The 15942-nt window shown below is 60.6% G+C and carries 10 protein-coding genes; 4 read left to right on the top strand and 6 right to left on the bottom strand.

Going from position 1 to position 15942, the window contains the following annotated elements; all coding sequences use genetic code 11:
• Positions 1–15: 15 nt before the first annotated feature.
• Positions 16–768, bottom strand: coding sequence for a GntR family transcriptional regulator (locus OVA07_RS13665; protein ID WP_268172011.1), 753 nt, complete (start codon positions 766–768; stop codon positions 16–18).
• Positions 769–981: 213 nt separating this feature from the next.
• On the opposite strand from OVA07_RS13665, the gene OVA07_RS13660 reads away from it, so the two are divergent.
• From OVA07_RS13660 to OVA07_RS13645, 4 genes are all read left to right on the top strand, one after another.
• Positions 982–2184 carry an MFS transporter gene (locus OVA07_RS13660; protein WP_268172010.1) on the top strand — a complete coding sequence of 401 codons (1203 nt, stop codon included), beginning with the start codon at positions 982–984 and terminating at the stop codon, positions 2182–2184.
• A 72-nt stretch (positions 2185–2256) separates the two neighbouring features.
• A complete protein-coding gene (locus OVA07_RS13655) occupies positions 2257–3258 on the top strand; it encodes a DUF1838 family protein (protein ID WP_268172009.1) in 1002 nt (333 codons plus the stop codon).
• 38 nt (positions 3259–3296) lie between these two features.
• Positions 3297–4169: a DUF1838 family protein gene (locus OVA07_RS13650; protein WP_268172008.1), complete on the top strand. Its 873-nt coding sequence runs from the start codon at positions 3297–3299 to the stop codon at positions 4167–4169.
• 110 nt (positions 4170–4279) lie between these two features.
• Complete coding sequence (locus OVA07_RS13645; RefSeq protein ID WP_268172007.1) at positions 4280–5080, top strand: aspartate/glutamate racemase family protein; 801 nt, start codon at positions 4280–4282, stop codon at positions 5078–5080.
• 1389 nt (positions 5081–6469) lie between these two features.
• Here OVA07_RS13645 and OVA07_RS13635 read toward each other — a convergent pair.
• From OVA07_RS13635 to OVA07_RS13615, 5 genes are all read right to left on the bottom strand, one after another.
• Positions 6470–9058, bottom strand: a complete 2589-nt coding sequence (locus OVA07_RS13635) for a TonB-dependent receptor (protein WP_268172006.1) — start codon at positions 9056–9058, stop codon at positions 6470–6472.
• A gap of 235 nt (positions 9059–9293) precedes the next feature.
• Positions 9294–10862 (bottom strand): carboxylesterase/lipase family protein, encoded by a 1569-nt coding sequence (locus tag OVA07_RS13630; protein WP_268172005.1) that lies wholly within the window; start codon positions 10860–10862, stop codon positions 9294–9296.
• An 83-nt stretch (positions 10863–10945) separates the two neighbouring features.
• On the bottom strand, positions 10946–13366 hold the full coding sequence (locus tag OVA07_RS13625; protein WP_268172004.1) for a TonB-dependent receptor: 2421 nt from the start codon (positions 13364–13366) through the stop codon (positions 10946–10948).
• A 141-nt stretch (positions 13367–13507) separates the two neighbouring features.
• Complete coding sequence (locus OVA07_RS13620) at positions 13508–14431, bottom strand: DUF1838 family protein (protein WP_268172003.1); 924 nt, start codon at positions 14429–14431, stop codon at positions 13508–13510.
• A gap of 216 nt (positions 14432–14647) precedes the next feature.
• Complete coding sequence (locus OVA07_RS13615) at positions 14648–15886, bottom strand: serine hydrolase domain-containing protein (RefSeq protein WP_268172002.1); 1239 nt, start codon at positions 15884–15886, stop codon at positions 14648–14650.
• Positions 15887–15942: the final 56 nt, after the last annotated feature.

The raw sequence follows: 15942 nt of genomic DNA, 5'->3' as shown, positions 1-15942 counted from the left end.
CACCGCAGTTTTCTGTCAGACCTCAGCGTCGATGTGCATCGAATAGACGAAGCGGTCGCCGGGGTGGTGGCTGACCGAGATTTCGAACAGTGTGCCATCGGGTTCGTGGTAGCAGCGCACCACCCGCAGGACCGGTGCGCCACGCCGCAGCATGAGCGCGCGGGCGACTTCGGTGCTGGCTGGAATGGCCTGAATGTCCTGCGTGACTTTGCCAACGGTGATCCCGGCAAGGTCTTCCAACTGGGTAAACAGCGTTCCCCGGTCAAGATCGAAGGCTTCGGCGGCAGCCTCAAGCTGGGGGGCAAAGAACACGTCGGTGCTGGCCAGCGGTTGCGTATCGCCATCAAGCCAGCGCACGCCCGAAAAGCCGATCCAGCCCTTCTTGCTCTTGCTTTCGCTAAGGTGGCTGACGGGCAGACCGGGCAGGGTCACTTTGCCGCGCGCTTCAAAGCGGATGCGGGTTCCGGTGGCATATTGCAGCAGTTCGCCCACGTTCGAAATCGGCTGGTGCAAAGCCTTGCCTCTTGCCGCAGGCGGCTGGACCGTGGTGCCCGATCCGCGACGGCGGGCAATCAGCCCTTCGTTCTGCAAACGGCGCAGCGCTTCACGCACGGTAAAGCGGCTGACGCCATAGTGGGAGCACAATTCGGCTTCGGTGGGGAAATTGCTGGCGAACGCGCCTGACAGCACTTTGCGGCGAAGTTCGCCTGCCACCTGCATGTAACGCGGCGGCTCGCGATCTTTCGCAAGCGTGGCCTGTTCGCCCAAAACTCTCTCCTGCTTCGCACCCGGATTTCGCGGAAAACCGCGTAATCACTTGGTCTATCTTATGGTGTTCAGCGTTGAAAAGCCAAGTGGACAGTTTGTCAGCTTATCCGTTCTGCGGATACAAGGGGGCAGGGCAGTGCGGCGGCTGTGATATGGCGCAGACTTGTCTGTACAACTTGACCGAATCCCAACGCCTGATTTCGAAAGGTCGCCATGGCCCTGACACTCGCTCCTGAAGCGCGCGCCGAACTGGCGCGGGGATGGCCGCTGGTGCTGGCCGCCGCGCTGGCGATTGGGGTGGGCACTATGGGCATCGGCTTTTATTCACTGGGCCTGTTCGTGCAGCCGCTTCAGGCGGAATATGGCTGGAGCCGCGCTGCGGTTTCGGGCGCTGCCACGTTCCAGCAATTAGGAATTTTCCTTTCCGCTCCGCTGGTTGGCTGGCTGGCAGACCGATGGGGCGCGCGGCCCATTGCGGTCGCCAGTTTCATCGCCACGCCGCTTGCTTTGCTGGCGCTGTCGCGCACCGGCGATTCCGTATTTGCATGGCAGGCGCTGTGGTTGGCGGTGTCGCTGGCCGGGGCTGGCACTACGCCTGCCATCTGGGCGCGGATCATATCGCTGCGGTTCGAACATGCGCGCGGGCTGGCGCTGGGCCTGATGCTGATGGGCACGGGCACCGCTGCCATGCTTGCGCCTGCACTGTTGGGACCAGTATTCGCCGCAAGTGGTTGGCGAACCGCGGTTTTTGCCATGGCCGCAGTCACCCTGTTGATCGGCCTGCCTGCCAGTCTTCTGGTCGGCACCAGTGATCGTCCCGCGCCCGGAGCCAAGGCTGGCGGGCGGTTCGAGGTGAACCGGCAGACCTCGGTGCTGCTGGTTATCGCCTTCCTGCTGGGACTGATCGTGGCGGGGCTTATCGTCCATCTGGTGCCGATGCTGGTGGACCGGGGCATGGCGGCGTCTGCTGCGGCGCAGGTTGCGGCGGGGGTTGGAGTAGCGGTGCTGATTTCGCGGCTGGTGGTAGGGTATCTGTTCGACCGCTTCCACGCGCCTTATGTTGCGGCAATTTTCCTGCTTTCTCCGGTGGTTGCGGCGCTTTTGCTGTGGGGTGGCGGACCGGTGGTGCCTGCTGCGCTGATGCTGGGGCTGGCCGCTGGCGCAGAAGTCGACATGCTCGCCTATTTCACCGGGCGATATGCCGCGCTGCCCAATTACGGGGCAACATATGGCGGTGTTCTGGGAATTTTCTGCCTTGGTGCGGGGCTGGGGCCGATGCTGTTCGGCAAGGCTTACGATGCGCTGGGCGGATATGATGCGGCGTTGTTGTCATCGGCGGGCGTGCTTCTGGTGGTTGTCGTCCTGATCGCCACGCTTGGGGCCTATCACACTGATAAAACGACGATAAATCCATAATTTCTGACGTTTTCGCAAAGTGCGCTGAACGACACCTAAAGATACATGAACGTCCACGAGAGGACCAGAGCGATGCTTATCGACACGATGACCGGCACCGTAACGCGCAGAGCCATGCTGGGCGGCATGGGAGCAGGTGCGATGCTTGCCGCCGCGCCCGCAATGGCCGCGTCTACCGCCGCCAAGAGCACGATCCGCCCGCTGGATGTGATGGACCCGCGCGAGAACCTGTACGGCTTTGCCAAGATGTGGGGCACTATCGGCGCCAAGCCGGTCATCAGCGGATACCAAGGTGTGCAATATGCCGTTGTCGGCAAAAAGCGCGCGCAACCGCTGTTCGGATTTTATGGCTTTGCCAACATCCGCAACGCGATCCAGCCTGATGGCAGCGTGAAGGTGATGGGCAAGGAATGCGGATATTTCGTCGACCTTGCCAGCGGCAAGATCATGGACACCTGGGACAATCCGTGGACCGGCGAAAAGGTGGAGACGTGGGCGTTCCTGAACGACAAGTTCCGCGGATCGCTGGGCCTGACGCGCAAGGTGTTTGAAGTGAACGGCAGCAAGACCGTGAACAACGATGCCGCCCATGGCAGCGAAGCCGAACCGTTCCGCCTGCCGTGGCAGGCGGTGGGCGATCAGTATCTGCTGGGCTGGGATTATGCCCACGAATACACCAATCCGGTTACTCCTGAAGGCTGGCCCAAGGCATCGTCCGGGCGCACGGTGAACCCTTCCGAACATTTTGTGCTGTATACGCCGCGTGCCGAAATTGATGATCGGTCGGTGGAATCCGCGCGCTATACCGGCGGGTTCATGCGGCAGGGGCCGTGGTGGCCGTGGATGAAGATGGGGCAGTCCGGCGTCGATGGCGTGCTGATGGGCCGCATGCACAGTTACAAGATTACCGGCACCCATGATGACATTCCGCGCGTGGTGCTGGACCGCGTGGTGAAGGACCGGCCCGACCTGCTGGAAGACCCGACCGATGGACCGGATGCAGGGGTAGTGGATACGTTCGGCAAATATGCCCGCGATGTTCCGCCCGAAGTGGCCGGATACAAAAAGCCCTGATTTTCCTGATAAAAGCATATCCCTTGGGAGATACCCCGATGATTGATCGCCGTAATGTTCTGACCGGCCTTTCCGTGACCGGCGCGATGCTGGCAGGCGGCACGCCCGCGCTTGCCGCTGCCCGGAAAGGTGCCGCAAAAGCACCACGCGCGCTCGATGTGACCAGCGCCGAGGGTCGGTTGCGCACATTTATGATGATGCGCGGCGCGCTGGACGAGGGACTGGTGACGAGCTGGGTTTCGGCGCGGTATTATGGCGTGGTGGAAGACCGTATGGACCCACTGTTCGCGGTGGTTTCTGCTGTGTTCTCACGCTATCGCCAAGTGGCCGATGGCAGCTTTGAAGCGGTGAACTTTGAACTGGCGTGGTTTACCGATCCGGTTACTGGAAAGGCGCTGGATACCTACCGCAATCCTTATACCGGCAAGGACTGTAAAGTGCCCAGCGGCGGCTATGCCCCGTCGAAAATCCGCTTTGGCAAAGACCTGTCGTTCCACGTCATGCGCGAAGTGCCGGGGTTGCAGATGGAGCATGACGTGCTGCCGTTCGATGTGCGCGGCGATGACGTTTGGGTGACCGAACGGTCGCGCACCGCCATGACATTTCCCGGCGCAACGAAGGCTTTCCGCTATTCCGAAAGCAACACGTTCCATGCCAAGCGCCACGATCTGGAAAAACCCGGCGCGACGCGGGTGACCAGCGAAGTGAGCTTTACCAATGTCTGTTCATGGCGGCCCTGGCTGGAAATGGGCGACCGCCCCGGCCACCTGACCGCCACCGGTATCGGCCGCCAGAACGCCACGATGGATTCCATTCATCCCGCATGGCTGGAAGCCACGGCGGCCAAACGGCCCGAAGTGTTGAAAGACCCGGCGGCGATCCTGCAGCCGCTGTGGGATGCCAAGGGGTGAGGTTTGGGAGCCGGCACTTTTTTGCAAGGCGCTGGTTCACATGCGAGAATGACGTTTCTCCCACACCACAAATGATCTATTAATAGAACAATTGTGGTGTGGGAGGAACTATGCGGATCGGTCTTCTTGGCACGGTAAGGACCATCAATCCGGCGGTTCGGCCTGAACTTCATGCTGGCCTTCCGGTTGGCACTGAACTGAGCGCATGGCCTTCGCGCGTGGGGGTGTTTCCCGCTACTCCGGTTGAGCAGGCCATGCAGGCGGTTGGCCATCTTGAAGCGGGTTTGAGCGCGGCCGACGCAGGCGTGGATGCCGTGGTTATCGACAGCGTGGCAGATTATGGCTTCGCGGCTTTGCAAGCCGCGCTGGCAATTCCGGTGGTGGGATCGGGTGAGGCTGGTCTTGCCGCCGCTGCGCGCCACGGTCGCTTTGCGATTGTCACGGTTTGGCCGCGATCCTTGAATTTTGGGCCGCAAAGTCTGTTGCAACTTTATGGCCTTGAGCAGCAGTGCCTTGGTATTCGCAATGTGGCAGATGAAGCTGTGCTGGACAGCCTTGCCGGATCGGACGGCTATCTGGGCCGCGTCAACCGCGCCGATGGTTCGATCATGTCGCAGATTCTGACGGCAATTGATGATGCTATTACACAAGGGGCAGAGGCGGTCATGCTGGGCTGCACCTGCATGTCACCCATGGCAGCAAAGGTGGCCGTCGCAACCCGCGTGCCGGTTATCAACCCGCTGTTTGAAGGAGTGAAAAAGGCCGTGGCTTTGGCTGAAAGTCGTGCGGGCAATGGTGCGGACAGGCCCGTGACCACGGATCGCGCCGATCTGGTGCGGCGCATGGTGGATGCGATTGCTGGCGAGGTTGACGAGAACTGCCCGGTTTGCGTGGTGGCTGCTGAAATGTAGCCTTGCGGTTTGTGTTGATGTTGCGGGCAGGGAAGCCTCACCCCGGATCAAGTCCGGTAGTGATATACATGACAAAGCAAGATAACGATTCTACGCCTGTGGGGCGTGACACGCTAGGTTCAACCCGCAGGCGAGGGCAGGAAGGCGTTGAGCCCCTTAATCGTTTCGCGCACTCGTGCGAGCAACCGCTTGAGCGTCGGAATCACGGGATGCCCATCAAGGGGCTGTCCCCTGCTAAAGCATATCTCAATTCTGACCTTATTATTTGCGCTACCTTTAAGGCCCGCTCCCAATTCGACGGCAGTCATTCCGGCAGGGGTCTGCAAGGTTATCCCGCGTATGCGTGTGCCGTTCTCAAACTCCAAATTGTGGAGGCTGGTCATCTGGTCCGTGGGAATGAGAGACATGTGCTTGTCAGCGATATCCAGAGTATGCAGAGCCAAGAGATCAGAGCCATTCCCTCCAGGGTATGGCTGTATGACATCAACGATATGAGCGATGACCTCAGCGCTCGGAGCGCTCCCTATTTTGGCATGTCCATTGATGGAACCTACAATGTCTTGCCTAGTGCCATTTCCGAAAGGAAATCGCGTGAACTGGCCGACTGTATTGAGATTGGCTTCCACGAGGACACAGTATGCGTGATCCAATGCGACCCGCATATTATGAAGCGCATCTCCGATAATTGTTGGCGTGTGCCTTGGGAGAGGGCCTCCAACTAATCTTTTACGGTTGTTACGGTTTTTGCTGGGGATCGCAGCCTGTTCGTTAGAACGGATGTGTCGCCGGAAAATGTTTTCGAGCTCTGCGATGTGATGTTCGGCCCGCTCGGCCTTAAGGAGTGGGCCAGAAAAGCCTATAGGTGAGTTCATGTCAGACAATCACCGACAGTATGAAGACGACGTGCTCCGCCGGATGCTTAGCACACCACCTAAGCCGCATAAACTGGCGAAAGAGTCGAGGCCAAAGCTCAAAAAAACGCGGGACAAGGAGCCCGACCAACGGCGCTTCTTGTCCGGCATGAACGTGAATTGGAGTTGAGACGGGCCGACCTTCTTAGGCAGCGAGTTGACCAGCCCGCCGATAGGTCAGGCGCTTGCTAGTGATGCCCTTAAGCTTCAGTTCGCAGCGTTCAAAATCATTGCCCTTGCGGGTGTTGTAGCGGAAATCAAACTCAACGCATTAGCGGCGCGGATGCTTTGCGCTCATGTGGAGTAGGTGCCGATTACGCCGCGCTTGAAGATGCTGAAATAGGCTTCCACCGTGTTGGTGCGGGCCGTGCCCCGCCCCATTTCTGCGGGTCGGCCTGTTGCCATTGATCCCCACCCCATAAAAAAGGGCGGCGCCGGTGAGCGCCGCCCTTTCAGGTTGGACTGGACAGTCCTTAAGTCAGAACTTGTAGCTGGCCTTGATGCCCACGGTGCGCAGTTCGGGCAGGGCTACGTTGAGGTAGCCGAAGGCCGAGCCGGAGAGGGCGAAGCTGGGTTCGAGCAGGTTGTTCTGGGCGACAGAAGTGTAGTTCTTGTCGTTGAACAGGTTGCTGACGAAGGCTTCGAGGCCGAAATCGCCCTTGGTGAAGCCGATGCGGGCGTTTACCTGCGCGCGGCCCTTGATCCAGGTGAGGTTGCCCGCATCGACGAACTGCTTCGATTTGTAGGACAGGTCACCACGCAGGAACCAGGTCATGTCTTCGGCCAGTTCGCCGGTGTATTGCGCACCTGCGTTGAACGAATACTTCGAGGTCAGCGGGAGCTGGTTGCCCTTGAACTGGTCGCCGATCAGGCCGGTGAGCTTGGAGATCGACGGGTCAGCGAAGCTCTTGATTTCGCTGTCGTTGATCGCGCCCGACAGGTTGATGGTAAAGCCATCGACCGGTTCGGCCTGAATGTCGACCTCGATGCCCTTGACCTGCGTCTTGCCCGAATTGACCACGCCGCTGACGATGGTGGGCAGGGCATTGGGGATGGTGGTGTCAACGAAGATGACCGAGCGGTTGTTGTGCTGATCCGACCAGTCCGCGAGGTAGGCGGCGGCGGTGATGAGGACGCGACCGTCCATCATCTTGCCCTTGAAGCCCACTTCGTAGTTGGTCAGCTTTTCCGGCTTCACGATCACGCCAAGGCCGATGGCCTGTGCAGCGGCAAATTCGCCCGCGGTGCCCGAAAGGAACTGCGTGTTGAAAGACGACAGGCTGACGTTCGCGGCCTTGGACCACGAGGCATAGACCATGGCGTCGGGCGAGATGTCGTAGTTGACGATCACGCGCGGCAGGAAGTTGTCGAACGTCTTGGAGAAGAACTGTTCGAGCGGCGCATACGTGCCGGCAGGAAGGCCAAACTGCGTTGCTGCAGTTGCGCCGATCGTCAGGCCGCGACCACCGGCGAAGGCATAGACCTTGTCACGCTGCCAACGGCCTTCGAGGTTGAGGCTGAGCGCTTCGGTCAGCTCATAGCTGGCGCTGCCGAATACGCCCCAGGTTTCCGACTTGGCAGGCGGAGACAGCGTGCCTGCGGAACGGGCCGCACCGAACTGTTCTTCGTTGAACACCGACAGCAGATCGCCTTCGGATTCGGTGTTGAGATAGCTGGCACCGAGCATGCCCTTGAACGCGCCGCCCTTGTCATAGGAAATGCGCAGTTCCTGCGAGAAGTCGCGGTTGCGGCGTTCGACGAGGAAGGGGAAAGACCAGAAGGTGCGCAAGCCGTTGGCGGCCGTGGCGACAGGATTGCGCAGCAGCGAGCTGTCGTAGTTGTCGAGGTCGGCCAGTTCCGAATAGTATTCGTTGTTATAGCCGGTGAGCGAGGACAGGGTGATGCCGCTGTCGCCCAGTTCATAATCGACGTTGAGGTGCAGGTGATAGTATTCGCGCTTCAGGCCGTAACCATCGACGCCGTCCTTGCCGCTGACATAGCGGCTGTCACCACGGCTGAGGATGCCGGCCAGCAGCTTGTCTTCAACCGTGTTCTGTGCCGGGCTGAAGCCTGCGGAAAGCGCGGGCAGCGCACCGCACAGATAAGGGCGGGCGACCTTGCTTTCTGAAGAAAGGATGCCTGCGGAATAGCCATTCAGCGTGCAGTTCGCTGCGCTGGGAAGAATAACGGTTCCTGCGGTGGAGCCGCTGCGGAAAGGAATGTTGATGGTGCCGTTGTTGGACCGCAGTTCATAGGCCGAGAGCATGCCCTGTGCCGAAGGACCGTCGTGGTCCTCGGAATACATGCCCATAGCTTTGATGGTGAGTTGCGACGACGGCTTGAACACGAGTTGCAGCGTGCCGGTGCGGGTTTCCTGATCGCCCAGCGTCTGGTTGGGGTTGGCGGCGTTGATGTAGGAGCCGTTTTTGGCGAAAGCCTTGCCGGTCAGGCGGAAGCTGAGGACATCACGGACGAGGGGGCCTTCAAGTGCGCCGCTGACTTCATAGTTGCTGCGCGTGCCGCCCATGGCGGTGAACGACCCGCCGAAATCCTCGCCGGGTTCCTTGGTCACGACGTTGATCGCGCCAGCAAAGGCGTTGCGGCCGAAATAGGCGTTCTGAGGACCTTTGAGCACTTCGATGCGTGCGGGATCGATCACGGCGTTAAGCGCGGTGGCCGATGCGACGGGCACGCCATCGATGAAGCTGGCGGTGAGGGTGGAGGTGGTGGTTGACGGGGTCATGCCGCGCAGGCTGATCTGCTGGAACGAACGGTCGTTACGGCCGGAGTTGGTGTTCGACACGTTGATGCCCGGCGTGGCTGCGACCACATCGTTGATACTGGCGATGCCGCGCTTTTCGATGTCCTGGCTGGTCAGGGCAGAAATGGCGATCGGCGTCTTGAGCAGGCTTTCTTCGCGTTTGCGCGCGGTGACGGTGATTTCGCCAAAGCCGGTATCTGCGTTTGCGGCCTGCGGTTCATCAGCGGCGAAGGCGATTTGCGGTGCGGTGGCAGCCATGGCGATGGCTAGCGCAGTCAGCGATGAAGATTTGAAACGAATTTGCATGGTATTCCCCCCTTAATGGGCCAGAACTTCTATTCTGGCCACAAGAATCCATTCCGAGAATATTCGGATTTCGAAGATAATATTTATGATGTTCTATTTGCCGATACGCATTCAATCCTATGCAGGGCTGAACTAACTTATGTTAGGTGTGCTTTCGGATTGTCAGCCTTCCTTGAAAGGGTGCCTTGCGCAATGCCGCGTTGCACCACTATCCGCCAATCGGAGAAGTCGGGCTTCAGGGCCGTGCAAGTTGCGCGGCCGCCGCTTCCAGCAGGTCGAGCTTTTTGCTGAACGGGTCCGCGCTGGAGACTGCGCTGGCGTCGATGGTGTGCTGCAGCAAAGCCTGCCCGTTCAAGGTATAAGCTGGCCACGCGGGCAGGCCTTTGCCGTTGGGATTGGCTGATTTGGCGAAGTTCACGACATAGCCATGGGCAAGGTTCGCGGCCTTGCGATCCTGATCGGTGGTGGCGGTGCCATAGCGGGCGTCAACGGTGTTGAAGAAATAGGGAATGTCAGTGGCGTGGGGCGCTCCCGCTTTCCATTCGGCACGCTTGGCCTGTGCCACATAGCCAAAGCGATAGACGAACGCGCTTTGCCCGGCGGCAAGGGCGTGGCGGGCGACGAAGCGCGCCGGTTCTGCCATATACTGATCGCCGGTCAGCGCGCGGGACAGATCGCGGAATTCGGCCTTGCCGTCCGGGTCATAGGCTTGGCGCAAGGCGGGGCCTTGTGCGCCGAAGCTGGCGAACAGGGCGTCCTTGTCCTGCGCGAAGCTGATGCCGCCATCGGCGCTGGTCATGCCGATCATCACCGGCACGGGGGCGATCTTGCCTGCGTCCATCAGCGTATCGCTGGGCGCGGTGACGACCGAGCCTTCGGCCACGTATCCGCCAACATAAGTAGGCGGACTGGCAAAGCGATCAGCAAAAAGGTTGGTGCCGCGCACCGCTTCTGCGGGAAGCGCGCGCATGGCGGCAAGGCCTGCGGGGCCGGTGTCTGCAATGCCGTTCTTTGCGGCGAAATCCACGCCGACCCGTTCGCCCTTGGCCATGGGGGCTGTGGGAAGAAGCGAGCGGCCGCCTCCTGACATGGCGATGGCACCGGAAAACAGGCCCCGCGCCGAAGGCATGGCCATCAGGTTGATGACAGCCGTGCCGCCAGCGCTTTCGCCGATGATGGTGACTTTTGCAGGATCACCGCCGAAGTTTGCGATGTTGGCGCGCACCCATTGGAGCGCGGCGACCTGATCTTCCATGGCGAAGTTGCCGACCGGCTTGGCCGCTTCTGCCGAAAGCGCCGGGTGCGAGAAGAAGCCGAAACGCCCCAAGCGGTAATTGAGGCTGACAAAGACCACATCGTTGCGGGCAAAGGCCGAGCCATCGTAAATGGCAGGTGATGTGCCGCCAGTGATGAATGCGCCGCCGTAGATCCACACGACCACGGGCAGCTTTGCGCCCTTTTTCGCGGCGGCGGGTTTCCAGACGTTGAGATAGAGGCAGTCTTCGGCGGGCGTGGTGCGCAAGGGCGCTTCATCGCCAGGGAAAGGCGTTTGCATGCAGTCATGGCCAAAGGCTGTCGCCTGCCGCACGCCCTGCCATGGCTTTACCGGCTGCGGACTGCGCCAGCGGTTTTCGCCCAGCGGCGGGGCGGCAAAGGGAATGCCGCGAAAGATGGCGACGGATTGTTCCTGCGTTCCGGCGACCTTGCCCTGTGCGGTCATGGCCTCTGGCGATTTCGCTGCCGCAGGCGCTGGCAGTGCGAGAAGGGTGACAGCTGCGGCAGATACTAATGCGTTGCGAGGCATGGGAACGCTCCGGTAAATAAACAAAAAAGGGGCCGGACGCGCTGTGGCATCCGGCCCCGATTTTCAGGTAAGGTCTATCCCGATCAGAACTTCGTCTTGATCTGGACGCCTGCAGTGCGCAGTTCGGGCAGGCCGACCTGCACCGCGTTGTACTTGGCGAACGACAGATTCTGGTCGATCACCCAGTTGTCAGCGATGCTGGTGTAGGTCTTGGTGTTGAACACGTTGGTCACGAACAGTTCGAGGCTGGTGTTGCCCTGGCTGACGCCAACGCGGGCGTTGAACAGGTGCAGGTCCGGCGTCTTCACGATGTTCGCCTGGTTAGACCACATGCCCGACTTGAAGTTCCAATCACCACGCACGAACCAGCGGCTGTCATCGATGCCACGGATGTCGCCGTTGAAGGTGACGCCGACGTTTGCCGACCACTTCGAGGTGTTGGGCATTTCCTTGCCGCTGAAATCGGTGATCCCGGTCAGCGTCGTCACGGCAGGCGCCACGAACGAGTTGATCCGGGTCTGGTTCAGCGCACCGGCCGCATCGATGGTGATGAGGTCGCTGGCCTTCCAGAACACTTCGGCTTCGACGCCGTAAACGTCGGTGGAACCAGCGTTGGCCGAACCGCTGTAAAGACCAGTGCCAACCGTGAACAGGTAGCTGGTGATCTGGTCACGCCACAGTGCGTAGAAGCCAGCAACCGTGTAGCGCATCGCGCCATCAAGCGCGCGGCCCTTTACGCCCAGTTCGAAGTTGGTGATCTTTTCAGGATCGACCGCCAGTGGAATGCCATTGGCTGCGGCGAGCTGCTGGATCGCATCGGACTGCGACACGATGAAGGTGTTGAACTGCGAAGGGTTCACACCCTTTGCCACCGAACCATAGACCATGAAATCAGGCGTTGCCTGGAAGTTGACGATGGCGCGCGGGGTGAAGTTCTTGAACTTCTGCTTCGCCAGCAGTGCGCCAGCGGCATACGTGCCTGCCGGAACATAGACCGGGCTGACCACGACTTGTCCGTTCGGGCCGACGTAGGACGCGATGGTATCTTCCTGATAGCGACCTTCGATGCTGGCAGACAGACGATCGGTGAAATCGTAAGTCAGGCCGAAGAACGCGCCCAGCGTCTTGCTTTCGCTCTTGCCGCCAAAGGCCGGACGACCGCCAAAGATCTGCGAACCTTGGCCTGCCTGAAGCTGAGTCTTGAGGTAGCTGACCCCGGTTACTGCACGGAACGGGCCCATGTCGTAGGAAAGGCGGCCCTCTACCGAGAAGTCCTGCGTCTTGCGTTCGATCAGGAACGGGAAGTCGAAGTAGCCGGCCGGATAAGCCGCATTGGTAAGCGCGCGGGTATCAAGCCCGTCGAGATCGATCAGCGTGGTCCACTCTTCGGTGTTGTAACCGCCGAGCAGCGACGCGGTCAGTTCGTCGGTCAGTTCATAGTCTGCCGTCAGGTGGGCGTGCTTGGTCTTGCGGATCAGGCCATAGTCCTGCACGCCATCCTTCGGCGCGATCAGGCGACCCTGGGGGTTGTTGAGCCAATCGCGCAGCGCGTTGGTCATCGTGGTGTTGGCGCCGATGGGGTTCACAAGGCCGGGCAGCGTGCCGCACACGAACGGGTTGCCGTTGACGGTGCAGTTCGACTGGCTGGCATAAAGCACCGAGCCATCGGCCTTCTTGATGTCGCGGGCCTGAATGCGGGCCGAGGCGGAGGCACCGTCTTCGTCACGCGCGAGCATGCCGAAGGCCTTGATCGTCAGGCGTTCGGTCGGCTTGGCAACGACCAGCGCGGTGAACGTGCGCGAGGATTCATCGCCCAGCGTCTTGCCGTCAGACGAATTGGTCCACGAACCGTTCTTGGTGAAGTAGTCGCCGCTGACGCGGAAGGTCAGCGCTTCGCCCAGGATCGGCCCTTCAACCGAACCCTGAACGCGATAGTTTTCGCGCGTGCCGGCCATGCCCATGACGCTGGCGGTCCATTCGCTCGACGGGTTCTTGTTCACCACGTTGATCGCACCGGCAAAGGTGTTGCGGCCGAAATAGGCGCTTTGCGGCCCCTTGAGGATTTCGATGCGTTCGGGGTTCGAAATGGCGGTGAAGGGCGAGGGCGAGGCAATCGGCACGCCATCGATGAACAGCGAGGTCGTGGTTGCAAGCGTCGACACCGGCGTAAAGCCGCGCAGGCTGATCTGCTGGAACGAACGGTCGGCGTGACCCGACGAGTTGTTGTTGATGTTGATGCCCGGCGTGTTGTTGGCAAGGCTCTGCATCGAAACGACACCACGCACGGCCAGCGTTTCATTTGTCAGCGCTGTCACCGTAACCGGCGTTTTGAGCAGGTCTTCTTCACGCTTACGTGCCGTGACGACGATTGCGCCCGGATCTTCGTTTTCGGTGGCCTGCGGGCCTTCCTGCGCGAAGGCAGGCGTGATGATGCCGGTGGTGGCGGCAATTGCAATAGCGGTCAGCGAAGCGGCGGAGCGCTTCCACAAGGATTTCGTATTCATGCTTATCCCTCAAAGAATTCGAGCGGCGGGCCAGGACGGCCCCGGATTGTCCCTGCTGCGACGGATATTCTGCTTGTAAGCGCAGTTTATTCCGTTGTTATTTTTGTGTTTTATTCTCTCCCTCCAAATTTATGCGTTTTATCAGGCCGGATTGCCGGCCATGTATTCGAGCGTGTCGAAGCGGGGCTTCGTCCAGCTTTTGGTGTCGAAAATTTCGGGCGTGTGGTCTTGCAGACCTTTCAGCGCCTTGGCTGGAATCTGATCGATCGAGCGGACCTTGGTTCCGGCGGCGCGGCCATGGGTGCGGCCGGGACGTGCGCCCATGGCCATCCACGGGTGCCATGATCCAAGATTCTGGAAATGGTGAAAGGCATCGGCGGAACTGATGCTTTCATCAAAGGCCTGCGCCACGCTGGCGCCGGTCGTGGAAACCGTGTCCCAATAGGCGATGGGGCCTGAGGAGAAGCGGGGATACTTTTCCGGGCTGATCGGGTTGGGGCGGGCCATATCGGCCATGGCGCCAAGGAACAGCGTGCCGCCGAAAGCTTCCATGCGCATGGGGCGCGGGGTGAGTTCGGCGCCCATGGCAACCATGCCATCCGGCCCGTGCGTGACGGTGAAGGGGCCGCCAAGGAACTGAAACGGCTTGCGCATTTCGCCGGTTAGCGGGTTCTTCCATTCTTCCAGCACATCATCAGTGTCGAACGCGCAGTAAACGCCACTTTCGAAGGTTTTTGCCTGATAACGGTTGCCGGGCAGCGGGGTCCATTCGTTCACGCTGAGGTGGTTGAGCGTGTAGAAAGGGACGAGATTGCCTTCGCCGGTGAAGCCGTAAATGTTCAGCCGGTAGAAGATGTTGATCGTTTCCTTCTCGCACGAACCGGCGACGCGGGCACGGATGCGGGCGCGGGTGGCAGGATCAGCCAGACGGGCGTTGGCTTCGGCATCGGACAGGGTGGGCGAAGCTGACGGGGCAGCGGTTCTGGCAAGCGCAGGTGCCGCCGCCAGTCCTGCGGCCAGCGGAAGTCCTGCGATCATCGTGCGACGGGTTACATCGGAACGCATATGTTTAACTCCCCACCAATGTCCCAACGAAGCTGGTCCGACATTTGTCTGGACAACATGCTTGCACGACGATGACACAAATGCCCTTAAGTGCAGGTTGTTCGCCTGTCGGATTAGTCTGGACAAATTAGCCGCTGCGAATGTTGTTGGCCCCCGCGCGGACAGTGCGGGGGGCAGGATATTCGTGGTACCAGCGCTAGTGTCGCAAGCCGACGGTCAGCGGCGTGAAATGCCCCGGATTACGGTATTGGAAAGGAAGGTGTTGTCCCATTCAGGCGTGGTGCCGTTTGGGCCATCCTTTGGCGCAGGCGGGGTGGCGCCGGTGCGCAGGACGATCAACCGATGCTTCGGGCTGATGGCGACGATCTGGTTGGAATTGCCATCGAACAGGAACAGGTCGGGATCGAGGAATGGTTCGGAATGCAGCACTTGCGGACCAAGTGTGCCGGGCGCGCCGAAGCCGCGCCGCTGGTTGTAGGGACTGCCCAGCCAGATGCCGAGGCCGAAGTTGGGATTCTGTGCGGTGCCCTTGCGCATTTCCGCGACATAGCCGGTGGGCAACAGGCGCTTGCCTTGCCATTTGCCATCGTCGATCAGCAGCACGGCCATGCGCAGATAGGTTTCGGCAGGCAGCGTGGCGCAGCAGCCCGAATGGGCAAGGCCGCCGGGTTTACCAACCCAGATCGTGCCGCCCTGCGCGCCCAAAGGACGCAACACTTCGCGCGTGACGAAATCGCCATAGCGGGTGCCGGTCGCACCTTCGATGACCATGGCGATCAGGTCGCTGGGGGCGTTGGCATAGGAATAGCGGCTGCCCGGCTCATAAGGCATCGGGTAGCTTTCGATAATCCGTTTGCCGAAGTCGGTGTCGAGCAGGGCACGGTTGTAAGGATGGGCGGGATCGGGGCTGAACCCTTGGTCGAGCATACCGGAGCGCATGTCGAGCAGGTAGCGGATGGTGATCTTCGCCTTGGGTGTGCCCTTGGCCTCAGGGATGAAATCGGCAATCGACTGGTCGATCGAGCGGATCTTGCCAAGCTGGATGGCGCGGCCCACAGCGATGGCGGTGAGCGGCTTGGACAGCGATTTTGACACCAGCGGGGTGCGGGCATCGACGCCCTTGCCATACCACTGGCTTTCGATCCGCCCATTGCGCCAGACGATGAATGCGCTGCTGTTCATGGCCTGCGCATAGGCGCGCGCGGTTTCGAGTGCTTTCGGGGAAACGGTGCGCTGGCGCGGCGTGGCCAGCGGCAGCGGCTTCCATGCGGTGGTGCCGGCCAGCGGCTCCATTGGCGCATAGGGGAAGTTGCCAGGGTCTTTGATGAAGGTGGCAAGGCGCTGGGTATAGACGGCTTCTGAATCGGACCACGCGGTTTGCGCCGTTGCTGGAAGCGCCGCTGCGCTGAGCGCGAGGGCGGCGAGCGTGTGGCGGGCAAGTCGTTGTGAAGCCATCGAAAAAACTCCCCGTCTGGCACAGGATTCGGCCACGGGATCTGGCCGGTCTGCGA

The organism is Novosphingobium sp. SL115, from assembly GCF_026672515.1.
Lineage (GTDB): Bacteria > Pseudomonadota > Alphaproteobacteria > Sphingomonadales > Sphingomonadaceae > Novosphingobium.
Note: the sequence above shows the minus strand (reverse complement) of the source record. Positions and strands in the feature narration are given on the sequence as shown.

Coding starts and splice junctions, on each gene's coding strand:
- OVA07_RS13635 (WP_268172006.1), bottom strand. CDS start 9,058: ATGCAAATTCGTTTCAAATCTTCATCGCTGACTGCGCTAGCCATCGCC.
- OVA07_RS13620 (WP_268172003.1), bottom strand. CDS start 14,431: ATGCGTTCCGATGTAACCCGTCGCACGATGATCGCAGGACTTCCGCTG.
- OVA07_RS13660 (WP_268172010.1), top strand. CDS start 982: ATGGCCCTGACACTCGCTCCTGAAGCGCGCGCCGAACTGGCGCGGGGA.
- OVA07_RS13615 (WP_268172002.1), bottom strand. CDS start 15,886: ATGGCTTCACAACGACTTGCCCGCCACACGCTCGCCGCCCTCGCGCTC.
- OVA07_RS13625 (WP_268172004.1), bottom strand. CDS start 13,366: ATGAATACGAAATCCTTGTGGAAGCGCTCCGCCGCTTCGCTGACCGCT.
- OVA07_RS13630 (WP_268172005.1), bottom strand. CDS start 10,862: ATGCCTCGCAACGCATTAGTATCTGCCGCAGCTGTCACCCTTCTCGCA.
- OVA07_RS13645 (WP_268172007.1), top strand. CDS start 4,280: ATGCGGATCGGTCTTCTTGGCACGGTAAGGACCATCAATCCGGCGGTT.
- OVA07_RS13655 (WP_268172009.1), top strand. CDS start 2,257: ATGCTTATCGACACGATGACCGGCACCGTAACGCGCAGAGCCATGCTG.
- OVA07_RS13650 (WP_268172008.1), top strand. CDS start 3,297: ATGATTGATCGCCGTAATGTTCTGACCGGCCTTTCCGTGACCGGCGCG.